This window comes from Micromonospora sp. IBSANI012, from assembly GCF_052814045.1.
This window is the reverse complement of record NZ_CP199933.1, coordinates 236,739-260,442: the sequence shown is the minus strand read 5'-3', so window position 1 is coordinate 260,442 and position 23,704 is coordinate 236,739. Positions and strand designations below refer to the sequence as shown.

Genomic DNA, 23,704 nt, shown 5'->3' with positions numbered 1-23,704 from the left:
GAAGGGAAGGCCGCCATGACCGCACCGCGTGGCTCCGCCGTTCGGCGGACCGGCCAGATGCTCACCGGGTTCGGGTCGCTGGTCGTCCTGGTCGCGCTGCTGGTGGGCGCGCCGGTGGCGCTGCTCGCCTTCGCCGGCAATCCACTGCCCGACCAGCTACCCACCCTGTCCGAGGTCGGCACGGCGCTGACCAGCCGGGACGACGGTCGGTTGTTCCTGCGCGCGCTGGCCGTGGTCGGCTGGTTCGGCTGGGCGACGTTCGCCTTCTCCGTGCTGGTGGAGCTGGCGGCGCAGGCGACGCGGCGACCGGCGCCCCGGCTGCCCGGAATGAGCCGGCAGCAACGGGCCGCGGCGGCCCTGGTCGGTTCGGTCGCGCTGATCATCGCGGCGAGCCCGGCGGCCAGCGCGGCGGCGGCCATGACGTACCCGGCGACGGCCAGCACCGGGCACCCGGCGACGGGCGCGGCGCTGCCGGCGGCGGGCACGACCATGGTCCTCGCGGCGCCGCCCGTCGGGTCGACGGGGGCGGTCCCGGAGGGCGCCGCCGCCGAGGCTGCCCGGCCGCAGCCGGCCCCGCCGGTCTACCGGGTCGCCAAGGGCGACTACCTGGGCGAGGTGGCGGAACGCTACCTGGACGACTTCGACCGCTACCAGGAGCTGGCCCGCCTCAACCGGCTGCCCGACGCCGACCGGATCCGGCCGGGCCAGCTGATCAAGCTGCCGGCGCAGGCGGAGGACGGCGGCGCACGCACGCACGCGACCGGCCGGCTGGTGGCCGAACCGTCGACGCCGCGCAAGCCGTCGCCGCATCCGCCGGCCGCGTCCCCGGGCTCGCCGAAGGGGTCCCCCGGCGGCATCGGGTCGCCGGTCCCCGACGAGCAGGCGGGACCGGGTACTCCGGGCGGTCAGGTCGGACCGGGTACTCCGGGCGGTCAGGTCGGACCGGGTACTCCGGGCGGTCAGGTCGGACCGGGCGGGACCGGCGCGACGCCGGGACAGCCGGCGCCGCGGACGATGCCGCCGCAGGTGGAGCGGCCGGCGGGGGCGCCCCCGGCGATGGCGGCCGGGGCGTCGCGGGCCACCGACGACGACGGGATGAACCGGCCGCTGGCGGTCTCCGCGGTGCTCGCCGTGGCCAGCATCGTCGGCGCGCAGATCGGCGCGGTGCTCGGGCTGCGCCGCCGTCCGGCCCGGGCCGTCGCGGCCGCCCGCGCTCGCCACCGCCGCGACTGAGCCGGGTACGCGCATCCGGCCGCGCCCACGAACAGCGGGCCGGCGTGATCAGCGGCGCTCGCGACCGGAACCGGCAGGTCCCTGGCCCGGCCCACGGCGAGGCCCTGCCGTGCCCGCAATCGGTGGGCCGACAGGCCGCCTGGCCCGGGCCACCGCGGTCCGGCCAGGTGGCCGGTGGGAGGTCAGGGCAGCTTGGTCTGGAGGATTCCGTCGACCACCCGCGTCGGCAGGAGCTGCTGGTCGTTGGCGGCCGGGCCGTGCACGACCTCGCCGCCGTTGAGCCGGAACGCGGAGCCGTGCCAGGGGCAGACCACGCAGGTGTGGCCGTCGATCTCCTGCACCTCGCCCTCGCCGAGCGGGCCGCTCTGGTGCGGGCAGCGTTCCAGCATCACGGTGACGTCGTCGCCGTGCCGGTAGAGGATCACCGAGACGTCGTCCACCTCGCGGGTGATCAGCTCGCGCTGCGGCAGGGTCGACAGGTCGGCGATGGCCTTCCACTCGTCGGTCATCCGGTGCAGCTCGGAGATGCTCTGGCTGACCTGGGCGCCCTGCTTGTACGCCAGGTGCCCGCCGATGTACGCCCCGGCGCTGGCCGCGCTCAGTCCCAGGTACGCCAGTGCCCGCCCCATGCCGTGCCGGCCGCGCATCCGGGCGGCGAGCGAGCCGGCGTAGAACACCAGCGCGACGGAGTTGGAGGCGGCGTGCACCAGCCCGACCCGGCGCTGGTCCCGGGCCAGGGCGGCCCAGTCGTTCAGCCCGGCGACGGCGGCCGGGAGGGCGCTCACCGTACCGAGCCCGATCAGGGTGGTCGCGGCCTTGCGCTGGCCGGGCAGCAGGTCCAGCACGGCGGCGCTGATCCAGGCGCCCACCGGCACCTGCACCATCGCCGGGTGCAGCGGATGGCCCAGCCAGACGCCATGCAGCAGGTCACGGACCCGCTGCCCGCGCAGGGTCGACTGGACGGCCCGCTGGAGCCGGTCGCCGACCGGGTCCAGCGCGGCGTTCTGCTCGATCTTGTTCATCAGCGCTCGCACGTTCCCCGACTTCCCGGCAGATGCGGTCGCAAACCGGGCGGCGGGGACGAATTCCGCCGCCCGGTCGACGTCAGCGCCAGTCGTCGACCTCCGGGTGGAGGGTGGCGCTGCGGAACAGCCCGTCCAGGTTGCCGCCGAGCTTGCGCAGGGTGGCCTTGTCGTGCGCGGTCATCTCAAGGTAGAGACCCTGGACCCAGTAGACCTGGAGGCTGGCGCCGCCGTCGACCGACGAGCGCCGGCGGGCGGGGTGGCCGTCGATCCGGGAGTCGGGCGGGGCGATCACCCCGTCGCCGGTCGGGAACGTGAGGGGCAGCACCAGCACGACCAGCGGCCAGTCCCCGTACTTCGTCCGCTTGCCGGCGCCGTAGGACAGTTCGACGTCCCAGCCGCCGTGCGCCCTCCTGGTCACCAGGTACGCCATCGGCTTCAGGCCGGCCGGGGGCGTGGCGAAGCGCACCGGCAGCCGGATCGGCCAATCCACGGCGTAGCGGATGTCGAGGGCGATCCGCCGGGCGACGGCGCGCGGGTCGCCGGCGCTTACGGGGGTGTGCCGCACGATCACCTCGGCCCAGGCGCCCGGGGCGTACTCCCAGCGCAGCGCAGCGGACCGGGGCTCGACGGTGGCGTTCGCGTTCCAGCGGGCGGTCCGGCCGTTGACCGGTTCGGCCGGCTCCAGGCCGGCGGAGCCCGCCCGGCCGGCGGCCACGGCGAAGTCCCGGTCGATGCCGAGCGTGATGTCCCTGCCGGCGGAAACGAGCCGCAGTTCGGCGGCGGGCGCGTCCTTGACGGGCAGCTGTGACGTCTGCGGCGCCGAGGCGGTCAACGCGAGCTGGTCGGTTCCGGTCCGGACGGTCCGGTCGGTCATGACGGGGGGCACCCAACCGAACTCGGCGTACTGCCGGGCGGGGTCGAAGGCGGCCGGGGCGGCCGCCGGCATGGGCGCGGCGGTCGCCGTCGGGGAGGGCGTGATCGCGGGGGTGACCGGCGTCGGCCGGTCCGCCCGGCCGACCAGCACCGGGGCGGCGGCCAGGACCGCGACCACCGCGAGCCCGGCGGTGGCCGTCGCGGCGATCCGTCGCCGCCGCACCTGCCGACGCCCGTCGCGTACGGCCCGGTGCAGGTCCACGGCGGACGGCGGGAGCGGTACGTCCCGCAGCGGCGCCAGCAGCTTCTCCTCCATCACATCCCCTCTCCGGTGATCGCGTAGGCGTCCGTGCCGAGCAGCCGGCGCAGGCTGGCCAGGCCGTGCGAGGTCTGGCTCTTGACCGTGCCGGCGGTGCAGCCGAGGGTGGCGGCCACCTCGTCCACCGGCCGGTCGTGCAGGAAGCGCAGCACCAGCACGGCCCGCTGCCGGGGCGGCACCTGGGCGAGCGCGGCGTGCAGCAGCTCCCGGTCCTCCACCGCGTCGCCGGTCGGGGCGGGTGCCGGCTCGGGTGGCGTGTCGACCAGGCGGACCCGGGACCAGAGCCGGCGCTTCTCGTCGAGGAAGACCCGGACCAGCACGGTACGCACGTACGCGTCGACGTTGTCCGCCTCCCGGGCCCGCCGCCAGCCGACGTAGAGCCGGGTGACGGCGGTCTGGACCAGATCGTCGCCACGGTGCGCGTCCCCGGTCAGGTGGCAGGCGATCCGGCGTAGCGCCGGCAGCCGTGACGTGACGTACTCGACGTACTCCTGTTCCAGGTCCGCCCGCATCCACCCATCCCGTCCGTGAACGTTCACCCCGCTGACGGGGTCGGCCGCCGTCCAGGTTGTACGCGGCGCGGATTTTCTCAACGACGCGACACGCCCACAGCATATGGTGTGTTGGCTTTTTGCGACCCACTACATCTAGGATCACTTTCACTGCTGGTGCGACCCCCCAAGGGTCCGCCAGGCGTCGACGTCCGCCAGGCGTCGCGCCGAACAGGGAACCCGGTGCGAATCCGGGACTGCCCCGCAGCGGTGAGCGGGAACGACCGCCGTCACGAGCACTGGGCCCGACGGGGCCCGGGAAGCGACGGCCAGTAGGCGAACGCGCCGGACGCGTCTGCCCGCGAGTCCGAAGACCTGCCAGCAGGGCGTGCCCACCGGGCGCGCGGACCACCTCGGGGCCTCGTGGGAGGGTCGTCGAGCCGTACGGAGCACCGCCGGCACACCGACCGGTGGCAATCCGGCGTGCCGTCGTGCCCTCCCGCGGTCCACACCGACCACCCAGGAGAGCACGTGACGGCGTCATCCACCATCGCCCCACCCCCGGTCGGGGCACTGCGGGACCTGCTGCACCGACACCACCACGACCTGCCCGACACCGACCCGGAGCGGATCCTCGCCCTGGTCGAGTCGGGGCGCACCGCCGGCGCGGACACCGACGAGCTGACCCGGCTGGCCATCGCCGCGGCGGCCGGGCTCACCGCCGAGGAGCCCGGGTACGCCCGGCTGGCCGCCCGCCTGCTCGCCGGGCGGATCGCCGACGAGACCACCGGCCAGGGCATCGGCAGCTTCAGCGACAGCGTCGCCGCCGCGTACGCCGAAGGCCTGCTGGACCCGGGCTTCGCCGGCTTCGTCGCGACGCACGCCGACGCCCTCGACGCCCTGGTCGACCACGCCGGCGACGACGCCTTCGAGTACTTCGGACTGCGCACCCTGCACGACCGCTACCTGCTGCGCCACCCGCGCAGCCGGGCGGTGCTGGAACGGCCGCAGCACTTCTGGCTGCGGGTGGCCACCGGCCTGTCCGACACCGTGGAGCAGGCCGGCGAGCTGTACCGGCTGATGTCCCGGCTGGCCTACCTGCCCAGCTCGCCGACGCTGTTCAACGCCGGCGCCCGGCACCAGCAGCTCTCCTCCTGTTTCCTGGTCGACTCGCCCCGTGACGAGCTGGACTCGATCTACGAGCGCTACACGCAGGTGGCGAAGCTGTCCAAGTTCGCCGGTGGGATCGGCATCTCGTGGTCCCGGGTGCGCTCGCGGGGGTCGCTGATCCGGGGCACCAACGGCCGCTCCAACGGCATCGTGCCCTGGCTGCGCACCCTCGACGCCAGCGTGGCGGCGGTCAACCAGGGCGGCCGGCGCAAGGGCGCGGCCTGCGTCTACCTGGACACCTGGCACGCCGACATCGAAGAGTTCCTGGAGCTGAAGGACAACACCGGCGACGAGGCCCGGCGTACGCACAACCTGAACCTGGCCAACTGGGTGCCGGACGAGTTCATGCGCCGGGTCGAGGCGGACGCCGACTGGTCGCTGTTCGACCCGAAGGAGGTGCCGGAGCTGGTCGACCTGTGGGGCGCGGAGTTCGACACCGCGTACCGGGCGGCGGAGGCCGCCGGCAAGGCGGTGCGGACGCTGCCGGCCCGCACCCTGTACGGCCGGATGATGCGCACCCTGGCGCAGACCGGCAACGGCTGGATGACGTTCAAGGACGCGGCGAACCGCACCTGCAACCAGGTCGGCGCGGGCGGCGGCGTGGTGCACCACTCCAACCTGTGCACCGAGATCCTGGAGGTGACCAGCGACGCCGAGACGGCCGTCTGCACGCTCGGCTCGGTCAACCTGGCCGCCCACCTGGTCGACGGTGGCATGGACTTCGCCGGGCTCGCCGCGACGGTCCGGCTGGCGGTGGGGGCGCTGGACCGGGCGATCGACCGGAACTGGTTCCCCACCGAGCAGGCGGCCACCGCGCACCGGCGGTGGCGGCCGCTGGGGCTGGGCGTGATGGGGCTGGCCGACGTCTTCGCCGCGCTGCGGCTGCCGTTCGACTCGCCGGCGGCGCTGGCGCTGTCCACCCGGATCGCCGAGGAGGTCGCCCTGGCCGCGTACGACGCCTCCGCCGACCTGGCGGCGGAGCGCGGCGCGCACCCGGCGTACCCGCTGACCCGGGCGGCCGGCGGGGTGCTGCACCCGGACCACTGGCCGGACGCCCGACCGACCCGACCGGAGGCGTGGGCGGCGCTGCGGGAGAAGGTGGCCCGGCACGGGCTGCGCAACTCGCTGCTGGTGGCGATCGCGCCGACGGCCACCATCGCCTCGATCGCCGGCTGCGCCGAGTGCGTCGAGCCGCTGGTCTCCAACGTCTTCAAGCGGGAGACCCTCTCCGGGGAGTTCCTCCAGGTCAACCGGCATCTGGTCGCCGACCTGAAGCGGCTGGGCCGGTGGACCCCGCAGACCCGGGACGCGATCAAGCGGGCCGACGGCTCGGTGCAGGAGCTGGACCTGCCGGCGGAGCTGAAGGCGCTGCACCGCACCGCCTGGGAGCTGCCGCAGAAGGCGCTGATCGACCTGGCCGCCGCCCGCGCCCCGTACGTGGACCAGTCGCAGTCGCTCAACCTGTTCCAGGCCAGCCCGACCATCGGCCGGCTCTCCTCCATGTACGCCTACGCCTGGCGGGCCGGGCTGAAGACCACCTACTACCTGCGGTCCCGCCCGGCGACCCGGATCGCGCAGACCACGGTCGCCGCCGCGCCGGCCGCCGCACCCGTGCCCTCGCCGCGACCGGCGGCACCGGCCCTGCTCACCCTGTCCGTCGGCGAGAGCGACGCGGTCGCCTGCTCGCTGGAGAACCCCGAGATCTGCGAGGCCTGCCAGTGACGATGCTGCTCGACCCCGGCATGGACCTGACCCTGCGACCGATGCGCTACCCGGACTTCTACGAGCGGTTCCGGGCCGCCATCCGCAACACCTGGACGGTGGAGGAGGTGGACCTGGCCTCCGACGTACCCGACCTGGCCACGCTCTCCGCCGGCGAGCGGCACCTGGTCCACCGCCTGGTGGCGTTCTTTGCCACCGGCGACTCGATCGTGGCGAACAACCTGGTGCTCAACCTCTACCAGCATGTCAACGCGCCCGAGGCCCGCCTCTACCTCTCCCGCCAGCTCTACGAGGAGGCGGTGCACGTCCAGTTCTACCTGACCCTGCTCGACACCTACCTGCCCGACCACGACGAGCGGGCGAAGGCGTTCGCGGCGGTCGAGCACATCCCGTCGATCCGGGACAAGGCGGAGTTCTGCTTCCGCTGGATCGACTCGATCGGCGGCCTGCAGCGGCTGGAGAGCCGGGCGGAGCGGCGGGCGTTCCTGCTCAACCTGATCTGCTTCGCGGCCTGCGTGGAGGGGCTGTTCTTCTACGGCGCCTTCGCCTACGTCTACTGGCTGCGCTCGCGTGGGCTGCTCTCGGGGCTGGCCACCGGCACCAACTGGGTGTTCCGCGACGAGTCGATGCACATGGAGTTCGCCTTCTCGGTGGTCGACACCGTCCGCGCCGAGGAGCCGTCGCTGTTCGACGAGGCGATGGCGGATGAGGTGCGGACCATGCTGGACGAGGCGGTGACGGCCGAGCTGGCCTTCGGCCGGGACCTCTGCGGGGACGGCCTGCCGGGCATGAACACCGCCGACATGCGCCGCTACCTGGAGTACGTGGCGGACGCCCGGCTCGCCCGGCTCGGCCTGCCGCCCGCGTACGGGTCGACGAACCCGTTCCCGTTCATGGAGTTGCAGGACGTGCAGGAGCTGACCAACTTCTTCGAGCGGCGGGTGTCCGCGTACCAGGTGGCGGTCGGCGGTGAGGTCAGCCTGGACGACGACTTCTGAGTAGCCTCGCCTGATGCGGCTTCATCGAATCGATCGTCGTGAGGCCCGGCGCATCGCCGTCCGGGCCCAGCTGCTCGACGCGCACCGGCCGACGGACCTCTTGACGGTCCTGGACCGGTTGACGTTCCTGCAGTTGGACCCGACGGCGGCGGTGGCGCCCAGCGCCGACCTGGTGGCGTGGACCCGGCTCGGCGCCGGGTACGCGCCGGCACACCTGCGGCAGGCGGTGGAGCGTGACCGCACCGCGTTCGAGCAGTTCCAGCACCTCGCGATGGTGCGGCCGATGGCGGACCTCGGGCTCCACCTCGCCGAGATGGCCACGTGTCCGGAGGATCCGCGGCGGCGCGCCTGGCTGAAGGCCAACGACTCCTTCCGCCGCGACGTGCTCGATCTGCTGCGCGCCTCCGGTCCGCTGCTGTCCCGCGAGGTGCCGGACACCAGCGTGGTGCCGTGGCCGTCGACGGGCTGGACGAACAACCGCAACGTCACGCAGATGCTGGAGCTCCTCGCAGCCCGCGGCGAGATCGCCATCGCCGACCGGGTCGGGCGGCAGCGCCGGTGGGATCTGGCCGAGCGGGTCTACCCGGCCGGCACATCGGTCGTCCCCGCCAACGAGGCCCGAAGGATGCGTGACGAGAGACGGCTGCGTTCGCTCGGCATTGCCCGGGCGTCGGTCGTCGGGGAGGCCGGTGAACCGGCGCAGGTCGAGGGCACCGCCGGCGCGTGGCGGGTGGACCCGGCAGCCCTCGGTCAGCCGTTCGCCGGCCGTACCGCGCTGCTGTCGCCGTTCGACCGGCTGGTCCACGACCGGAAGCGGGCCCGGGAGCTCTTCGACTTCGAGTACCTCCTGGAGATGTACCTGCCGAAGGCGAAGCGCCGCTGGGGCTACTTCGCGCTGCCCGTGCTGCACCACGACCGACTCGTCGGCAAGGTGGACGCCACGGCCGACCACCGGGCCGGGGCCCTGCGGGTGCACGCGATCCACCAGGACGTCCCGTTCGACCCCGCCGTCACCGCGGCGGTGGACGCCGAGCTGGCGGCCCTGGCCTCCTGGCTCGGCCTGCCCACGGTCACCCACGCCCCGTAGCCCGCCGGCGCAGGCTGCGGGGTGCCGGCGGGCGGTCCGGGACGGGCACCCCACGCCCATGAGTCGTTGACGTCATCAGATTCGTAGCGCGCGACAGCCCGCCCCGTGGGAGGGGGCAGCCTCGCGGGTGGCCCAGGGTCAGCGGCCGCCCGCCCACCGGTCGGTGTGCAGGGCGTCGGCCAGCGGGCGCTTCTGCCGCCAGCCATGCCGAGCCAGGTCGGGCACCTGTTCCAGGTGCGTCACCGGCCCGACGCAGAGCCAGGCCACCGGCCGGATGCCCGTGGGAATGCCCAGCAGGTCGGCCAGGAACGGCTCCCGGTAGAAGGAGACCCAGCCGACGCCGAGGCCCTCGGCGGTGGCGGCCAGCCAGAGGTTCTGGATGGCCAGGCAGACCGAGTAGAGGCCGGCGTCGGCGATGGCGTGCCGGCCCAGCACGGCCGGGCCGCCCCGCGACGGGTCGTAGGTCACCACGATCGACAGGGTCGACTCCAACACACCGTCGATCTTGATACGGGCGAACCGTGTCGCCGCCTCATCGGACAGGGTGGCCGCGAAGGTGTCCCGTTCCGTCCGCACGTGCTCGTGGAAGCGGCGGCGCAGCCCGGCGTCCCGGACCAGGACGAAGTCCCACGGCTGCGAGTAGCCGACGCTGGGCGCGGCGTGCGCGGCGTCGAGGACGCGGTGCAGGGTGTCGTCCGGCACCGGCGCCCCGGTGAACTCGGCCCGGACGTCCCGGCGACGGTGGATGGCGGTGTAGAGGTCCACGGCAGGCTCCCGCTGCGCAAGGCCCACCCCGGACGGGTGGGCGGTCGACGCGAGGCCGGTCTTCGGACTCCCGGATCGACGCCTGGCCGCCCGCCTTCCCAGCCGTACGGCCAGTGGCTGCGCTCTCGCGCGTGGACGGTGGCTCCCCGGTCACCGCGGCGGGCCCGTGCCGGATTTCCACCGGCTTCCCGATTCTCCCCGCGCAGGCGGGGCACCTCGCATGATCGTTGCCGTCGGCGATGCTAGCGGCCCGGCAGGCCGGAACGGGCATGCGCACCCGGACTGCCGCGCCCTACAGTGACGGGCTCCCGGGTCGATCCGACCGCCGGGGAGACACACCACCACGGGGGAACCACCAATGACGAACCACCCTGCCCGCGTCGTCCGTACCGTCCTGAGCCTGGTCGTCGCCGCCGGAGTCGCGGCCGGCTGCCAGCCGACGGAACAGGAGAAGACCCCGGCCGCCGCCTCGTCCGCGACCGGCGCGCCCAGCCCGACGGTCGACGTCGCCGCCAACAGCAAGCAGGTCTGCGACGCCGCGCTCGCGGTGGCCAAGGAGCACTTCGTCGGGATGGCGGACGACGCCATCGCGGCCATCCACAAGCCGGTCAGCGCCAAGGAGGCCGGCGAGAAGGTCCGCGCCCACTACACGGCGATGGCGCAGGGGCTGCGCAAGGAGGCCGCCCACGCCGCCGACCCGCAGGTGCACACCGCGGTGGAGAACCTGGCCGGCGCGATCGAGAAGCGGCTGACCGGCCCGAACGCCACCAAGGTCGAGGCGCCGGACCTGGACCCGACCCTGAAGGCGCTCGACACCGCCTGCGGCCACTGACCGATCGGACGCCGGCACGCCCCTGGCGTGCCGGCGCCGCCGGGCGGCATGCTGTGCCGATGGCCGTACACGTCACGCACGACGGACCGGTGACCACGGTGATCCTCGACCGGGCGGCGTCGCGCAACGCCGTCGACGGTCCCACCGCGCGGGCGCTCGCCGACGCGTTCCGCGCCTTCGAGGCCGACCCGGAGGCCCGGGCCGCGGTGCTCTGGGGCGCCGGCGGCACGTTCTGCTCCGGCGCCGACCTCAAGGCGATCGGCACGCCCAGCGGCAATCGGGTCGAGCCGGACGGCGACGGCCCGATGGGTCCGACCCGGATGTCGCTGTCCAAGCCGGTCGTCGCCGCGATCTCCGGGTACGCCGTGGCCGGCGGCCTGGAGCTGGCGCTCTGGTGCGACCTGCGGGTCGCCGAGTCCGACGCGGTGCTCGGGGTGTTCTGCCGGCGCTGGGGCGTACCGCTGATCGACGGCGGGACGGTCCGGCTGCCGAGGTTGATCGGGGAGAGCCGGGCGATGGACCTGATCCTCACCGGCCGCCCGGTGCCCGCCGAGGAGGCGTACGCGATGGGGCTGGTCAACCGGCTGGTCCCGCCGGGTGAGGCGCGGGCGGAGGCCGAGCGGTTGGCCGCCGAGATCGCCCGCCACCCGCAGACCTGCCTGCGCAACGACCGCGCGTCGGTGCTCGCCACCGCCGGCCTGACCGAGCCGGAGGCGCTCGCCACCGAGCTGGCGTACGGGATGCGGTCGCTGGACACGGACGCGGCGGCCGGCGCGGCCCGGTTCGCCGCCGGCGCCGGCCGCCACGGCACCGTCAGCTGAGGTCGCGCAGGGCGTCCTCGATCGCCCGGTGGAAGGTCGGGTACGCGTAGATCATGTGTCGGAGGTGGCTCAACGGCACCGCCGCGTGCACCGCCACCACCAGCGCCGACAGCACCTCGCCGCCGGCCGGGCCGACGGAGGTCGCGCCGACCAGCACGCCCTGGTCGGCGTCCGCGACGAGCTTGATGAAGCCCTCGTTGCCGGCCTTGTGGATCCACCCCCGCGCGGACGACGACAACTGGGCGAAGCCGACCTGCACGTTGATGCCGCGCTGGCGGGCCTGGTGCTCGGTGAGCCCGACCGCGCCGACCTCCGGGTCGGTGAAAGTGACCCGGGGCAGCGCCCGGTAGTCGGCGCGGGGCAGGGTACCGGCGGCGCCGCTCGGGCCGGTCGCGGTCATCGCGCCGCCGACCGCGCTGGCCGCGCCCATCGCACCGCCCACCACGCTGGCCGTCCCGCTCGGGTCGGGGCCACCGCCGGCGCGCCGGGTGCGGTCGAGCACGTCGGCGATGACGATCGCCGCCTGGTACATCGCGATGTGGGTGAAGGCGCCCTCACCGGTGACGTCGCCGACCGCCCAGACGCCGTCGGTCACCCGCATCTGCCCGTCGACCGGCAGGTAGCGCTGCCCGGGGTCCACGCCGATCGTGTCCAGGCCCAGCTCCTCCAGGTGCGCCCGGCGGCCGGTGACCACCAGCAGCCGCTCCCCGCGGAACGCGTCGTCGCCGGCGTGCACGGTGAAGGTGGCACCGTCGTGGCTGACCCGTTCCGCCTTGACGCCGGTGTGGATCTCCACCCCGTCGGCGCGCAGCGCCTTATCGGCCACCTCGGAGGACTCGGGCTCCTCGACCGCGAGGACCCGGTCCGCCGCCTCGACCACCGTCACCCGTACGCCGAACCGGGCGAACACCTGCGCCAGCTCCAGCCCGATCGCGCCGCCGCCGAGCACCAGCAGCGAACCGGGCAGCTCCTCGACCTCGATCGCCTGGTGGTTGGTCCAGTACGGCGTGTCGGCCAGCCCGTCGATCGGCGGCACGGAGGGCCGGGTGCCGGTGCCGAGCACGATCCCATGCCGGGCCTGGATGACCTGGTCGCCGACGCGTACCCGGCCGGGGCCGTCGAGCCGGGCGCTGCCGCGCAGGAACCGCCCACCCCGGCCGGTGAACCGGTCGACCGCCACCGTGTCGTCCCAGGTGTCGGTGGCCTCCTCGCGGATCCGCTTGGCCACCGGCGCCCAGTCCGGCTGGACCTGGGCCGATCCGGCCAGCTCGTTGACCCGCCGCGCCTCGGCGAGCGCGTTCGCCGCCCTGATCATCATCTTGCTGGGGATGCACCCCCAGTACGGGCACTCCCCGCCGACCAGGTCCCGTTCGATGCCGACGACGCTCAGGCCGGCCTCGGCGAGCCGCCCGGCCACCTCCTCGCCGCCGACGCCCAACCCGACCACGACCACGTCCACCACTTCCGGCTCCGCCATGCCGTCAGCATTCCCCAGCCACCGGACGCCGGCCAGCGACCGCACCAGAATTCCCGCGCCCGTAATCATTCCTACCGCCTACGGTGGCCGCATGCCCGATCGCTTCGCCCCGGTCCGCGACTGCTTCCACGATCTGCTGGCCACCGGCCGGGAGACCGGCGCCGGCCTGACCATCTGGTACGACGGCCACCCGGTGGTCGACCTGGGTGCCGACGCCTGCGGTGCGTGGCGGCCGGACACCCTGGTGAACGTCTACTCGGTCGGCAAGCCGGTCGCCGCGCTCTGCCTGCTGCTGCTCGTCGACCAGGGTCGGCTCGACCTGGACGATCTGGTCTCGGCGCACTGGCCCGGGTTCCGCACGCCCGCCACGGTCCGTCAGGTGCTGAGCCACACCGCCGGCCTGCCGGCCTTCCCGGTGGCCCGGCCCGCCGAGGCGGTCGCCGACTGGGAGCTGCTCTGCGCCGACCTGGCCGCCGCCGACCCGGAGTGGGAGCCGGGCAGCGTCGCGGGCGAGCACGCCTGGACGTACGGGCACCTGGTGGGCGAGCTGGTCCGTCGAGTCGACGGGCGGTCGGTGGGGCGGTTCCTTGCCGAGGAGATCGCCGACCCGTGGCGTCTCGACCTGGGCTTCGGCCTCGGGGCGGCGGACCAGCGGCGGTGCGTGGACCTGTCGTACGGCGATCCGGCCTGGCCCGTGCGGATGCTGGGTGAGCCGGGGTCGCTGCGGGCCCGGGCGCTGAGCAACCCACCCGGCGGCCTCGACCTGGCGGTGGTCAACAGCCCGCTCTGGCGGGGCGCGCAGGTCCCGGCGGTCAACCTGCACGCCACGGCGTCCGCGCTGGCCCGGCTCTACGCGGGCCTGGCCGCCGGCGGCACCCTCGACGGGGTACGCCTGTTCAGCCCCGAGCTGGTCGCCGAGGCCACCCGGGTCCAGTACGACGGCCCGGATCTGCTGCTCGATCGGCGGGCCTGCTGGACGCTGGGGATGCAGCGCGAGCCGGACGGGAGCTGGGGCATGGGCGGGATCGGTGGCAGCAGCGCCTGGGCCGACGCCGAGCGGGGCTACGTCTTCGCCTACGCCACGGCCCACCTGGCCGACCACGACCGGGTGGACGAACTGGTCGAGGTGCTGCACTCCTGCCTCTAACCTCGGCGGCAGCGTGACCCTGCGTGACGAGCACCAAGCATCACCCACCGTGACGGCCGAGGATTCCCCTCGCATTGCCACTCGGACGCTTTGCTCTGCTGCCGCCACGGCAACACATGGGCTGAGCAGTGCACCCACTCAAGGCAAACCCGACGGCGGTGGTCACCAGCCGTTACCGAGGGTTGCTGTTGCCGGGAAGGCAGCAGAGCAAAGCGTCCGAGCAGGTGCCCGGACGGCAGCGGCGCTCTCACGGTCAGTACACGCTTTCGGCGGCCGGCGCAGGTGCGCAACCCTCGTAGGCACGGAACACGGCCGGTCGCACTCCGCACGCAACCCGCGCTCCCAGCGGCGGGCGTACCGGCTGACGTCGGCGGAGAGCCCGACCCCCTCGGCGCCCACCTCCCGGGCCAGGCGGATCGTCTCGGCCACCGGGTCGCCCCGGCGCACCACCAGGTCACCGCCGCGCCGGCGCAGTGCCTCGCGCAGTTCGGCCAGGCTCTGGTGCAGGAACCGGGTGCGGTTCGGCGACCGGTCGGCCAGCGCCGGGTCGAGTACGTACAGCGGCACCACCCGGTCGAACGCCGCGCAGGCGGTGGCGAGCGCCGGGTGGTCGTGCACCCGCAGGTCGCGGGTGAACAGCACTACGGCGGTACGCGTACTCACCGCGAGACCAGGCTCGGTCCGGGTACGGCGACCGGGCTGCCGGTCGGGGTGAGCAGGGCCCGGGCGGCCACCGCCAGCCGGCGGCGCTGCGGCACCAGCGCCCGGCGGACGAACACGTCGTAGCCCTGCGCGGCGACCTCGTCGAGGATCCCGCCGTAGAGCGCGTAGGCGGTCCGCATGCACGCCTGCGAGGCGGGGCTGAGCAGGGTGATGCCCGGTGCGGCGGCCTCGTAGTGCGCCCGGGCGCGGCTCACCTCGTACTCGATCAGGTCCCGGATCCTCGGCGTGGCGCGGGCCTGTTCCTTCGCGGCGAGCAGGTCCTCGCGGCTGACGCCGAACTTGGCGAGGTCCTCGTCGGGCAGATAGGTGCGGCCCCGGTCGAGGTCCTCGGCGACGTCCCGGATGAAGTTGGTGAGCTGGAAGGCGAAGCCGAGCTGGCGGGCCGGCTCGCGGGCCGCCGCCGGGTCGGAACTGCCGAGGATCGGGAGCATCATGGTGCCGATGACCGCCGCCGAGCCTTCCATGTAGTCGAGCAGGTCGTCGTAGGTCGGGTACGACAGCACGGTCAGGTCCATCGCCATGCTGCGCAGAAACGACGCGAAGTCGGCGCGGTCGAGATCGAAGACGGCGATGGTGTGCAGCACGGCCGGGAGCAGCGGGTCGTCGACCGGCTCACCGTGCAGGCCGGCGACGAACTCCGACGACCACTCGTCCAGCCGGGCGGCGCGGTCGGCGGGCGGCAGGTCCTCGGTGCGGTCGACGATCTCGTCGGCGTAGCGCGTGAATCCATACAGGGCGTGCACATGACGTCGTTTCCAGGCGGGGAGCAGCCGAGTGGCGAGATAGTAGGTGCGACCATGCCGTCGGTGCAGCTCCTGGCAGCGGGCATAGGCAGCGGTGAGATCGGTGTTCACCGGCCCTCCTCGAAATTCGACGCAGCAATCGACGCAACTCGTAACCCTAAGGTACGCTCGCTCCCATGGCCAACGACGCAGTCGCGGGTAATACGCTCCGCGTCGCGCCGGCACAGCCGGGAGCGACGGACGATCCGGTCCGCGGCGTACTGGCCGCGTTCACGAAAGAGCTGATCAAGGGGGTGGACGACACCCTGGCGGCCTTCCTGGCCGCCGAGGTCGGCTCGCTCACCGAGATCGACGCGGCGATCGGTGGCTTCGCGGCCACCGCCCGCGACTGCGTGCTGGCCGGCGGCAAGCGGGTCCGGCCGACCTTCGCGTACTGGGGCTGGCGCGGGGTGGTCGGCGGCGCGGAGCCACTGTCGACGGTGCTGCCGGCGTTCGCCGCCCTGGAACTGCTGCACACCTTCGCACTGGTGCACGACGACGTGATGGACGCCTCCGACACCCGGCGCGGCCGACCCACCGCGCACCGCGCCGCCGCCGCCCGGCACGTCGCCGCCGGGTACGCCGGCGACCCGGCCCGGTTCGGCGAGGCGGTGGCCGTGCTCGTCGGCGACCTCTGCCTGGTCTGGGCCGACCGGCTGCTCAGCCACGCCCCCCTTCCCCCAGCCCGGCTGTTCGAGGTGCGGCGCTGCTACGACCAGATGCGGATCGAGACGATCGCCGGGCAGTACCTCGACGTGCTGGGCGAGCACGATCCGGCGAACTGGTCGGTGGACCGGGCGCTACGGGTGGCCCGCTACAAGACCGCCAGCTACACCGTCCAGCGCCCGCTGCTCTTCGGCGCCTGCCTGGCCGGCGTCGCCGCCGACGCGCCAGTGATCGCCGCGTACACCCGCTACGGCCTGGCCGTCGGGGAGGCGTTCCAGCTCCGCGACGACCTGCTCGGCGTCTACGGCGACCCGGCGACCACCGGCAAGCCGGCCGGCGACGACCTGCGTACCGGCAAGCCGACCGCACTGCTGATGCTGGCCCGCCAACTGGCCACCCCCGGCCAGCGGCGAGCGCTGGAGCGGGCCGGCCGGGTCACCGGCGCCCGGGACGTGGCCCGGCTGGCCGAACTGGTCGCCGACACCGGGGCCGTGACCCGGGTCGAGCGGATGATCTCCGACCGGGTGTCCGAGGCGCTGACCGCGCTGGACACCGCGTCGATCGACGAGACCGCGCGCACCGCGCTGACCGGCCTCGCCACCGCCGCGACCATGCGGCGGGCATGATGAGCGACCTTGCGAAGGAGGTGGTCACGTGCGGACCGTGAACGGGCGTACGGACCGGGTGGTGGTCGTCGGCGCGGGCCTGGGCGGGCTGGCGTGCGCGCTGCACCTGGCCGGCAGCGGCCGGCAGGTGACCGTGGTGGAGCGCGAGCCGGTGCCGGGCGGCCGGGCCGGCCGGCTGGCCGTCGACGGGTACGAGTTCGACACCGGCCCGACCGTGCTCACCATGCCCGACCTGATCGCCGAGGCACTGGGCGCGGTCGGCGAGGAGCTCGACGCCTGGCTGGACCTCACCCCGCTCGACCCCGCCTACCGGGCCTGGTACCCCGACGGCTCGACGCTGGACGTCATCACCGACACCACCCGCATGGCCGCCGAGATCGCCCGGGTCTGCGGCCCCCGCGAGGCCGACGGCTACCTGCGCTTCGTGGACTACGCGCGCAACCTGTGGCACTGGGAGCGGACCGACTTCATCGACCGCAACCTGGACGCCCCGACCGACCTGCTCACCGCCAACCTGGTGAAGCTGCTGGCCAACGGCGCGTTCCGGCGACTCCAGACGAAGATCAACCAGTTCTTCCAGGATCCGCGTACCCAGCGCATCTTCTCCTTCCAGGCGATGTACGCGGGCCTCGCGCCGCACGACGCGCTGGCCATCTACAGCGTCATCGCGTACCTCGACTCGGTGGCCGGGGTCTACTTCCCGCGCGGCGGCATCCACGCGGTCTCCCGCGGCATGGCCGGCGCCGCCGAGAAGCACGGCGTGCAGTTCCGGTACGGCACCACGGTGACCCGGGTGGAGACCGCCAACGGCCGGGCCACCGGCGTGCTGACCGCCGACGGCGAGCTGATCCCGGCCGACGTGGTGGTGCTCAACCCGGACCTGCCGGTCGCCTACCGCGACCTGCTGCCCCCGGCCCGCCAACGGAAGCTGACCTACTCACCCTCCTGCGTCGTGCTGCACGTCGGCTCGACCCAGGGGTATGAGAAGATCGCCCACCACAACATCCACTTCGGACGGAAGTGGAAGGGCACCTTCGACGAGGTCATCCGGCGCGGCGAGCTGATGACCGACCCGTCGCTGCTGGTCACCAACCCCAGCCGGACCGATCCGACGGTGGCCCCGGCCGGGCGGCACACCTACTACGTGCTGGCGCCCGTGCCCAACCTGGAACGGGGCCCGTTCGACTGGCGCGGCGACCTGAGCCGCCGCTACACCGACCAGCTCGTGGCGACGCTGGAGGAGCGCGGGTACGTGGGCTTCGGCGCCGGCATCGAGGTGCTGCGTACCATCACCCCCGCCGAGTGGGAGGAGCAGGGCATGGCCGCCGGTACGCCGTTCGCCGCCGCGCACAGCCTCTTCCAGACCGGCCCGTTCCGCCCGTCGAACCTGCACCGGCAGCTGCCCAACGTCGTGTTCACCGGCTCCGGCACCCAGCCGGGAGTGGGCGTACCGATGGTGCTGATCTCCGGCAAGCTGGCGGCCAACCGGATCACGGGTGCCGGGCGGTGAGCGCCCGGAGCGCGGCCCGGCGGCACTGCACAGGCAGGACGGGCACGATGCACACGCGGAACGGGGGGCGGGTCCGGTGACGTCCCGGGAAGGGCACCTGGTCGAGCTGGTCGACGACCGCGGCAACGTGCTCGGCGAGGCCACCGTGGCCGCGGCGCACCAGGCGCCGGGGCGGTTGCACCGCGCCTTCTCGGTGCTGCTGGTCGACCCGGCCGGCCGGGTGCTGCTGCAACGGCGGGCCCCCGTGAAGACCCGGTTCCCGCAGCGCTGGGCCAACTCCTGCTGCGGCCACCCCCGACCGGCCGAGTCGCTGGTGGAGGCCGCCAACCGCCGGCTGGCCGAGGAACTGGGCGCGGCCCCGGTCACGCTGACCGAGGTCGGCGTCTACCTCTACTACGCCGAGGACCCGGCTACCGGCCGGGTCGAGTTCGAGTACGACCACGTACTGCGGGCCGACGTGCCGGCCGACGTCACCGTGCTGCCGGACCCCGACGAGGTGTCCGAGCTGCGCTGGGTCGACCCGGTACGGCTGATGGCCGAGATCGACGCAAACCCCCGCGCGTACGCGCCCTGGCTGGGCGGGGTGGTGAGCCGGCTGCTGCGCGCCGGCGGCCCCGCCGACACCACCATCCCGTCCGGCGTTCCGGCGGACGACGCGTCGGAGCGGTCGGGTGGCCGATGAGGCGCTGAGCGCGGGGGCCGTCGCACGCCGACTGGGCGTGGCGGTCACCACGCTGCGTACCTGGCACCAGCGCTACGGCCTCGGTCCCAGCCAGCACGTACCGGGTCACCACCGGCGCTACACGCCGGCCGACCTCGCGCGCCTGGAGATCATGCGTCGGCTCACCGCGGAGGGGATCACCCCGGCCGAGGCGGCCCGCTGGGCGAAGCAGAGCCCCGGGGTCGGTCCCACCGCCGAGGTGCGGCTGCACGCCGGAGCCGGTCGGGCCGGCGGCGGGCAGACGATCCCGATCGGCCGGGCCGGCCCGGTCGCCCGTGGCCTGGCCCGGGCCGCCATGCGACTGGACTCCGCGGCGATCAGCGAGACCATCGCCAACGCCCTCGCCCGGGACGGCGTGGTCGCCACCTGGGACGGCCTGCTGCGCCCGGTGCTGGCCGGCATCGGGGAGCGGCACGCCGCGACCGCCGGTCTGATCGAGGTCGAACACCTGGTGTCCCGGTGCGTCTCCGAGGCGTTCGCCACGGTGGCCCGGCCCGGCCCGGCCGCCGGCCCGGGCCGGATCCTGCTCTCCTGTGCCGACGAGGAACAGCACACCCTGCCGTTGGAGGCGTTGGCCGCCACGCTCGCCGAGGCGGGTGTGGCGTATCGCATGCTGGGTGCCCGGGTGCCGCTCGCGGCGCTGATCGAGGCGGTGAACCGGACCGGGCCGGCCGCGGTGGTGCTCTGGTCGCACACCCGCGCCACCGCCGACCCGCGGCAGCTGTCCGCCCTGCTCGGGATGGTTCGACGGCCCCTGCTGGTGCTGGCCGCCGGCCCCGGCTGGCAGGCCGACACGCTGCCCGCCGGAGTGGTCCGGCCGGTCGACCTGACCGAGGCGGTGTCGCTGGCGTTGGCCGTCCGGGACTCACTGGATCAGTCGGGCGAGGCCTGACCGACCCTGCCGAATCGGCGCGTCGTCCACTACCGTCGGGGCCTACCGCGTACCCGACCCCCCTCGGAGTGACGATGCGTGCACGCCCCGTCCTGGCGGCTGCCCTCGGCCTGGTCCTGCTCCTCGCCGGCGGCTGCGGCGAACCGCAACGGGACCCCCAGCAGGTTGCGGCACCCGCCTCGACTGTGGCGGCGACTCCATCACCGGTGACCGCCCCGTCACCCACAGCGACCCCGCGGCCGACCACGAAACCCAAGCCCAAGCTGCGGCCGAAGCCCACCACGCTGCCCGCGGGCCTGCGGCGCGCCACCGGGGTACGCGCCGTCGCGCTGACCTTCGACGACGGCCCGGACCCGGCCTGGACGCCGAAGGTTCTCGACCAGTTGCGGGCCGCCCGGGTGAAGGCGACGTTCTGCCTGGTCGGCACCGAGGTACGCAAGCACCCGGAGCTGGTCGCCCGGATCGTCCGTGAGGGTCACCAGCTCTGCAACCACAGCTGGCGGCACGACTTCGACCTGGGCCGACGGCCGGTAGCCGAGATCCGGGCCGATCTGGCCCGGACCAACCGGGCCATCCAGGCCGCCGTGCCGGGCGCCAAGGTGCCGTTCTACCGCCAACCGGGCGGCCGGTGGACCCCGGAGGTGGTGGCGGTGGCCCGACAGCTGGGCATGCAGTCGCTGCACTGGAGCGTGGACCCGCAGGACTGGGCGAAGCCGACCGCCGCCACCCTCGCCCAGCGGGTCCACGGCGCCGCCCGCCCCGGCGCGATCGTGCTGATGCACGACGGCGGGGGCGATCGCAGCCGCACCCTGGCCGCCTGCCCGCACCTGATCATCGACCTGAAGCGGCGCTTCGGCATCGCCCCACCCCGGTGACACCCCCTCTGACCTGCGGTTTTGCTCGAGAATGTGCCACCGGCCATACCGGTTTGGTCCACTGACCGGGCATGGCATATGCTTCTCATGCCTCCGGCGGGGCCGGATGGGAGCAAGTCCGCTTGAAGTTGCGAGTGTGCAATGATGGCGGGGCCGCCCTCATCGTCTAGCGGCCCAGGACGCCGCCCTTTCAAGGCGGTAGCACGGGTTCGAATCCCGTTGGGGGCACGGTCCGGCTCACGCCGGATGCAACACCAGCCAGGTCCTGTGGAGCAGTTGGAGTGCTCGCCGCCCTGTCAAGGCGGAGGTCGCGGGTTCAAGTCCCGTCAGGACCGCCAGCGCCGACGCCGCGTGAACCATTGCGCGGCGTTCTGCGTATCGGAGCATGTGACCCTTCCGGCGGAGACCCCGCCTTCCGGGTAGCATGGACCGAGCACCACGGCCAGGTAGCTCAGTTGGTACGAGCGTCCGACTGAAAATCGGAAGGTCGGCGGTTCGACCCCGCCCCTGGCCACATAGCCTTTCGCCGGGCTACAGAGGTCCCCACCAGCGGAAACGCCGGTGGGGATCTTGCTTTGTGGGGCCGTGTGGTGCCGGTTGCCCTTGCCGTGGTTGACCGCTCTTGGCCGGTGATCACCGCCATAAGTTGCACGTTCGCTGCACGCCGCCCCTCGCCTGCCGGGTTGATCAGATGCCGCACCATGGCCTCATGACCCTCGGCAAGTGGCTGTCGCTTATCGGCGGCGTCCTCGAAATCTTCGCCATCGGCATCGCCACCGTCTCTGCAGTGCTTGCCTACCGGACGGCGGCCTCACGCGTTGCCATCATCCGAGCATCTGTTGAGCTGCACGGAGACGACGGGGAGGCTGAGGCTGAGTACCGTCGTCAACGAGGCGTTGAACCTGACATGACCATGCGGGATCTCATGTTCGTCCGGACTCTGATCACGCACGCCATCAGTCGCTCCTCGGCTCGGAGCGCTCTGGCGACCGTAGCCTTCTTGGCACTCGGCGTTATCTTGAGTACCGCTGGGAACCTGGTGGCGTGAGCGTTCGAAGCGCAGCCTGCAAATCCGTCGCGGGAACATGACGGGAACGCGGCGCTTGTGACGCCGTGTGGTAGCAGCAAGTTTGTGGTTACGCAGCTACGCTGAACGACATGCCAGCTCTGGTCTGCCCTCACTGCCGGGCGCTCACCAACTTTGGTGAGGTGTGGCGTGGAGATGTTTTCTCCGGCTCGGAATACGCGGGCCAGGCCTTCTACGACATCGCGCTTCGGTGTTCAAACGAAGCCTGCGGTCGCGTGATCGGCGGCGTACGGCATGCCGGCAGCAGCGCACGTGTGGCGCAGAGCTGGCCGACCCACGTTGGGGGGAAAAGCTTCCCGGACGTGCCGTCGGAGATCGCCGCCGCCGCAGACGAAGCACACCGCTGCTTCAGCATCAGGGCATACCGTGCAGCGATGGCGATGGCACGCGCGGTGGTGGAGGCGACAGCCAAGGAGAAGGGGATCACGAGTGGTTCCCTTGAGAAGAAGATCGACGGACTGGCGGCGCAGGGTCTGATTCGAGAGGACACACGCGAGGCCGCTCATGCAATCCGTCTGGTTGGCAACGACGCAGCCCATGGTGACCTCGCCTCGATGGTGGTCGAAAAGGAGGACGCGCAAGAGGTCCTGGACCTCATGGACGACATTCTGGGCGAGGTCTTCCAGTCACCGGCGAAGGTCGCCCGGGTGAAGGCAAGCCGAGCGGCACGCGTCACTGCGGCGCGAGGTCAGCAGACTTCGGCTTCCGCCTTCCCGAAGCCGTAGCCAGAGAACTAGGGAGCGCCGCTCGGAGATCACTGCCGCCATCCCTGTCTGCCGCCGACCCACACACCGTGGAGCGGGCCAGGGCCAGGGTGCCAAGGTGGAGCGCCCTACTGGACGAACGACCTTGGCACCCTGGCCCTGGTCTGCTCGGCTCGCCTGGGTCGGCGGTAGACGGGATGGCAGCTCCCCAACCACCCACCCACCGGAACCGTTCGGGAACCCCATCTCGGAGTCGTCTGGCCCCCGCCGGAGGCAAAGGTCTTATCGGCCGGCGCGCCGGCCGATGCCGGCGCTTGCGCCGCCAGCAGGCCGAGCGCGGCCGGCGCGGCCCGCTTGCGGGCCGCCTTGATGAGTACGCGGGTAAAGATCGGCTGTTCGTGAGCCGGGATGGCACGCCGCTGCGGGGCAACACCTTGTATCAAGCGTTCGTCCGGGCACGGAAGAAGGTGGGTCTCGACGATCTGACCTTCCACGACCTGCGGCACACCGGGCAGACCCTCGCCGCGCAGACCGGCGCGACCTTGGCCGACCTCATGAAGCGACTCGGGCACTCGTCCATGGCGGCGGCTCGCCGGTACCTGCACGCCGCCGACGGGCGTGATCGTGAGATCGCCAAAGCCCTGTCGGAACTCGCCGCGCACGGTGATGTTGCACGGCTGCCCCGGCACATCACCATGCGGCACTAGTTGGTGAGTGCCATGGAAGCCTTTCCCGGGTGTTTCATGAAGCCTGGAACGGGGAGACGGCGCACCGGGCGAGCTGTAGGAGGTTCCCTCGTGACCGAGCAACAGCAGCACATGAACATCGACATGCAGGACGCGCTCCTGATCATTCACCGCGCTGCCGTAAGGCACAAGGACGACCAACTGCACGAGGCGGCCGGAAGCATCAGCCGAGCGCTGGAAAAGCTGGGGCAGCCGTGCCCCGAGAGACCGGAATATCGCCACTGCCCAGTGTGCAATGCCAAGCCTGGGCAGTTCTGCATAGCGGTGCCGGGGCGCCCGTTGGACGACTCGGCAACCACGCACCGGGAGCGGGCGACCGAGGGGGCGTGCGCCTAGTTGCACGCTAGTTGCACGGCAACCTCCGGCGGCTCCCTGACCTGCCGAAATGCGGGTGCCTGAAAATCGGAAGGTC

The 23,704-nt window shown here is 73.1% G+C and carries 23 protein-coding genes, 3 tRNA genes and 2 riboswitches; of the genes, 19 read left to right on the top strand and 7 right to left on the bottom strand.

All coding sequences use genetic code 11. The annotated features are described in order from the left end of the window. Positions 1 to 15 precede the first annotated feature (15 nt). Complete coding sequence (locus ACTWM8_RS01310) at positions 16 to 1,233, top strand: LysM peptidoglycan-binding domain-containing protein (protein ID WP_446212180.1); 1,218 nt, start codon at positions 16 to 18, stop codon at positions 1,231 to 1,233. Positions 1,234 to 1,415: 182 nt separating this feature from the next. Here the strand turns inward: ACTWM8_RS01310 and ACTWM8_RS01305 are convergent, their stop codons facing one another. From ACTWM8_RS01305 to ACTWM8_RS01295, 3 genes are all read right to left on the bottom strand, one after another. Next, complete coding sequence (locus ACTWM8_RS01305) at positions 1,416 to 2,255, bottom strand: Rieske 2Fe-2S domain-containing protein (protein ID WP_446212179.1); 840 nt, start codon at positions 2,253 to 2,255, stop codon at positions 1,416 to 1,418. Between the two features lie 82 nt (positions 2,256 to 2,337). After that, a complete protein-coding gene (locus ACTWM8_RS01300) occupies positions 2,338 to 3,447 on the bottom strand; it encodes a hypothetical protein (protein ID WP_446212178.1) in 1,110 nt (369 codons plus the stop codon). Continuing rightward, a complete protein-coding gene (locus ACTWM8_RS01295) occupies positions 3,447 to 3,962 on the bottom strand; it encodes a SigE family RNA polymerase sigma factor (RefSeq protein ID WP_357910601.1) in 516 nt (171 codons plus the stop codon). Before ACTWM8_RS01295 ends, ACTWM8_RS01300 begins: the two co-directional genes overlap by 1 nt. 145 nt (positions 3,963 to 4,107) lie before the next feature. After that, positions 4,108 to 4,331: riboswitch (cobalamin riboswitch) on the top strand. A gap of 141 nt (positions 4,332 to 4,472) precedes the next feature. Between ACTWM8_RS01295 and ACTWM8_RS01290 the strand changes: the two genes are divergently transcribed. Genes ACTWM8_RS01290 through ACTWM8_RS01280 form a run of 3 tightly spaced genes read left to right on the top strand, consistent with a single transcriptional unit; the run spans position 4,473 to position 8,918 of the window. Beyond that, positions 4,473 to 6,833, top strand: a complete 2,361-nt coding sequence (locus ACTWM8_RS01290) for a ribonucleoside-diphosphate reductase subunit alpha (RefSeq protein ID WP_446212177.1) — start codon at positions 4,473 to 4,475, stop codon at positions 6,831 to 6,833. A gap of 2 nt (positions 6,834 to 6,835) precedes the next feature. Further along, positions 6,836 to 7,831 (top strand): ribonucleotide-diphosphate reductase subunit beta, encoded by a 996-nt coding sequence (locus tag ACTWM8_RS01285; RefSeq protein ID WP_446214436.1) that lies wholly within the window; start codon positions 6,836 to 6,838, stop codon positions 7,829 to 7,831. Positions 7,832 to 7,844: 13 nt separating this feature from the next. Next, positions 7,845 to 8,918, top strand: a complete 1,074-nt coding sequence (locus tag ACTWM8_RS01280; RefSeq protein ID WP_446212176.1) for a DNA glycosylase AlkZ-like family protein — start codon at positions 7,845 to 7,847, stop codon at positions 8,916 to 8,918. 138 nt (positions 8,919 to 9,056) lie between these two features. On the opposite strand, the gene bluB is transcribed toward ACTWM8_RS01280, so the two are convergent. Next, entirely contained in the window at positions 9,057 to 9,683 is a 627-nt protein-coding gene (gene bluB / locus ACTWM8_RS01275) for a 5,6-dimethylbenzimidazole synthase (protein ID WP_446212175.1), read from the bottom strand. Positions 9,684 to 9,719: 36 nt separating this feature from the next. Beyond that, positions 9,720 to 9,917: riboswitch (cobalamin riboswitch) on the bottom strand. A gap of 124 nt (positions 9,918 to 10,041) precedes the next feature. Between bluB and ACTWM8_RS01270 the strand changes: the two genes are divergently transcribed. Together ACTWM8_RS01270 and ACTWM8_RS01265 are read left to right on the top strand one after the other, a co-directional pair. Next, positions 10,042 to 10,515 carry a hypothetical protein gene (locus tag ACTWM8_RS01270; protein ID WP_446212174.1) on the top strand — a complete coding sequence of 158 codons (474 nt, stop codon included), beginning with the start codon at positions 10,042 to 10,044 and terminating at the stop codon, positions 10,513 to 10,515. Between the two features lie 59 nt (positions 10,516 to 10,574). Next, positions 10,575 to 11,336 carry a crotonase/enoyl-CoA hydratase family protein gene (locus ACTWM8_RS01265; RefSeq protein ID WP_446212173.1) on the top strand — a complete coding sequence of 254 codons (762 nt, stop codon included), beginning with the start codon at positions 10,575 to 10,577 and terminating at the stop codon, positions 11,334 to 11,336. On the opposite strand, the gene ACTWM8_RS01260 is transcribed toward ACTWM8_RS01265, so the two are convergent. Next, positions 11,329 to 12,813 carry a dihydrolipoyl dehydrogenase family protein gene (locus tag ACTWM8_RS01260; RefSeq protein ID WP_446212172.1) on the bottom strand — a complete coding sequence of 495 codons (1,485 nt, stop codon included), beginning with the start codon at positions 12,811 to 12,813 and terminating at the stop codon, positions 11,329 to 11,331. The genes ACTWM8_RS01265 and ACTWM8_RS01260 overlap by 8 nt on opposite strands. A 91-nt stretch (positions 12,814 to 12,904) precedes the next feature. Between ACTWM8_RS01260 and ACTWM8_RS01255 the strand changes: the two genes are divergently transcribed. Continuing rightward, positions 12,905 to 13,960: a serine hydrolase domain-containing protein gene (locus tag ACTWM8_RS01255; protein ID WP_446212171.1), complete on the top strand. Its 1,056-nt coding sequence runs from the start codon at positions 12,905 to 12,907 to the stop codon at positions 13,958 to 13,960. 162 nt (positions 13,961 to 14,122) lie between these two features. Here the strand turns inward: ACTWM8_RS01255 and ACTWM8_RS01250 are convergent, their stop codons facing one another. Further along, complete coding sequence (locus ACTWM8_RS01250) at positions 14,123 to 14,623, bottom strand: deoxyribodipyrimidine photo-lyase (protein ID WP_446212170.1); 501 nt, start codon at positions 14,621 to 14,623, stop codon at positions 14,123 to 14,125. Continuing rightward, a complete protein-coding gene (locus tag ACTWM8_RS01245) occupies positions 14,620 to 15,537 on the bottom strand; it encodes a phytoene/squalene synthase family protein (RefSeq protein WP_446212169.1) in 918 nt (305 codons plus the stop codon). Before ACTWM8_RS01245 ends, ACTWM8_RS01250 begins: the two co-directional genes overlap by 4 nt. 65 nt (positions 15,538 to 15,602) lie before the next feature. Between ACTWM8_RS01245 and ACTWM8_RS01240 the strand changes: the two genes are divergently transcribed. The 12 genes from ACTWM8_RS01240 (at position 15,603) to ACTWM8_RS01185 (ending at position 23,628) form a co-directional block, all read left to right on the top strand. Next, positions 15,603 to 16,757, top strand: a complete 1,155-nt coding sequence (locus tag ACTWM8_RS01240; protein ID WP_446212168.1) for a polyprenyl synthetase family protein — start codon at positions 15,603 to 15,605, stop codon at positions 16,755 to 16,757. Between the two features lie 28 nt (positions 16,758 to 16,785). Further along, the gene (crtI, locus tag ACTWM8_RS01235) at positions 16,786 to 18,267 is read left to right on the top strand and encodes a phytoene desaturase family protein (protein ID WP_446212167.1); all 1,482 of its coding nucleotides are present in this window, start codon (positions 16,786 to 16,788) and stop codon (positions 18,265 to 18,267) included. A gap of 76 nt (positions 18,268 to 18,343) precedes the next feature. Beyond that, positions 18,344 to 18,949: an isopentenyl-diphosphate Delta-isomerase gene (gene idi, locus ACTWM8_RS01230; protein WP_446212166.1), complete on the top strand. Its 606-nt coding sequence runs from the start codon at positions 18,344 to 18,346 to the stop codon at positions 18,947 to 18,949. Then, positions 18,939 to 19,880 carry a MerR family transcriptional regulator gene (locus tag ACTWM8_RS01225; protein WP_446212165.1) on the top strand — a complete coding sequence of 314 codons (942 nt, stop codon included), beginning with the start codon at positions 18,939 to 18,941 and terminating at the stop codon, positions 19,878 to 19,880. Before idi ends, ACTWM8_RS01225 begins: the two co-directional genes overlap by 11 nt. Before the next feature lie 74 nt (positions 19,881 to 19,954). Next, on the top strand, positions 19,955 to 20,755 hold the full coding sequence (locus tag ACTWM8_RS01220; RefSeq protein ID WP_446212164.1) for a polysaccharide deacetylase family protein: 801 nt from the start codon (positions 19,955 to 19,957) through the stop codon (positions 20,753 to 20,755). A gap of 155 nt (positions 20,756 to 20,910) precedes the next feature. Further along, positions 20,911 to 20,983: transfer RNA gene (locus ACTWM8_RS01215), tRNA-Glu, on the top strand. A 33-nt stretch (positions 20,984 to 21,016) separates the two neighbouring features. After that, positions 21,017 to 21,093, top strand: a tRNA-Asp gene (locus ACTWM8_RS01210). Between the two features lie 102 nt (positions 21,094 to 21,195). Beyond that, positions 21,196 to 21,269, top strand: a tRNA-Phe gene (locus ACTWM8_RS01205). Between the two features lie 195 nt (positions 21,270 to 21,464). Then, entirely contained in the window at positions 21,465 to 21,803 is a 339-nt protein-coding gene (locus tag ACTWM8_RS01200) for a hypothetical protein (protein WP_446212163.1), read from the top strand. Positions 21,804 to 21,913: 110 nt separating this feature from the next. Further along, the gene (locus tag ACTWM8_RS01195) at positions 21,914 to 22,567 is read left to right on the top strand and encodes a DUF4145 domain-containing protein (protein ID WP_446212162.1); all 654 of its coding nucleotides are present in this window, start codon (positions 21,914 to 21,916) and stop codon (positions 22,565 to 22,567) included. A 293-nt stretch (positions 22,568 to 22,860) separates the two neighbouring features. Then, positions 22,861 to 23,253: a tyrosine-type recombinase/integrase gene (locus tag ACTWM8_RS01190; protein ID WP_446212161.1), complete on the top strand. Its 393-nt coding sequence runs from the start codon at positions 22,861 to 22,863 to the stop codon at positions 23,251 to 23,253. A gap of 90 nt (positions 23,254 to 23,343) precedes the next feature. After that, positions 23,344 to 23,628, top strand: coding sequence for a hypothetical protein (locus ACTWM8_RS01185; RefSeq protein ID WP_334572323.1), 285 nt, complete (start codon positions 23,344 to 23,346; stop codon positions 23,626 to 23,628). Positions 23,629 to 23,704: the final 76 nt, after the last annotated feature.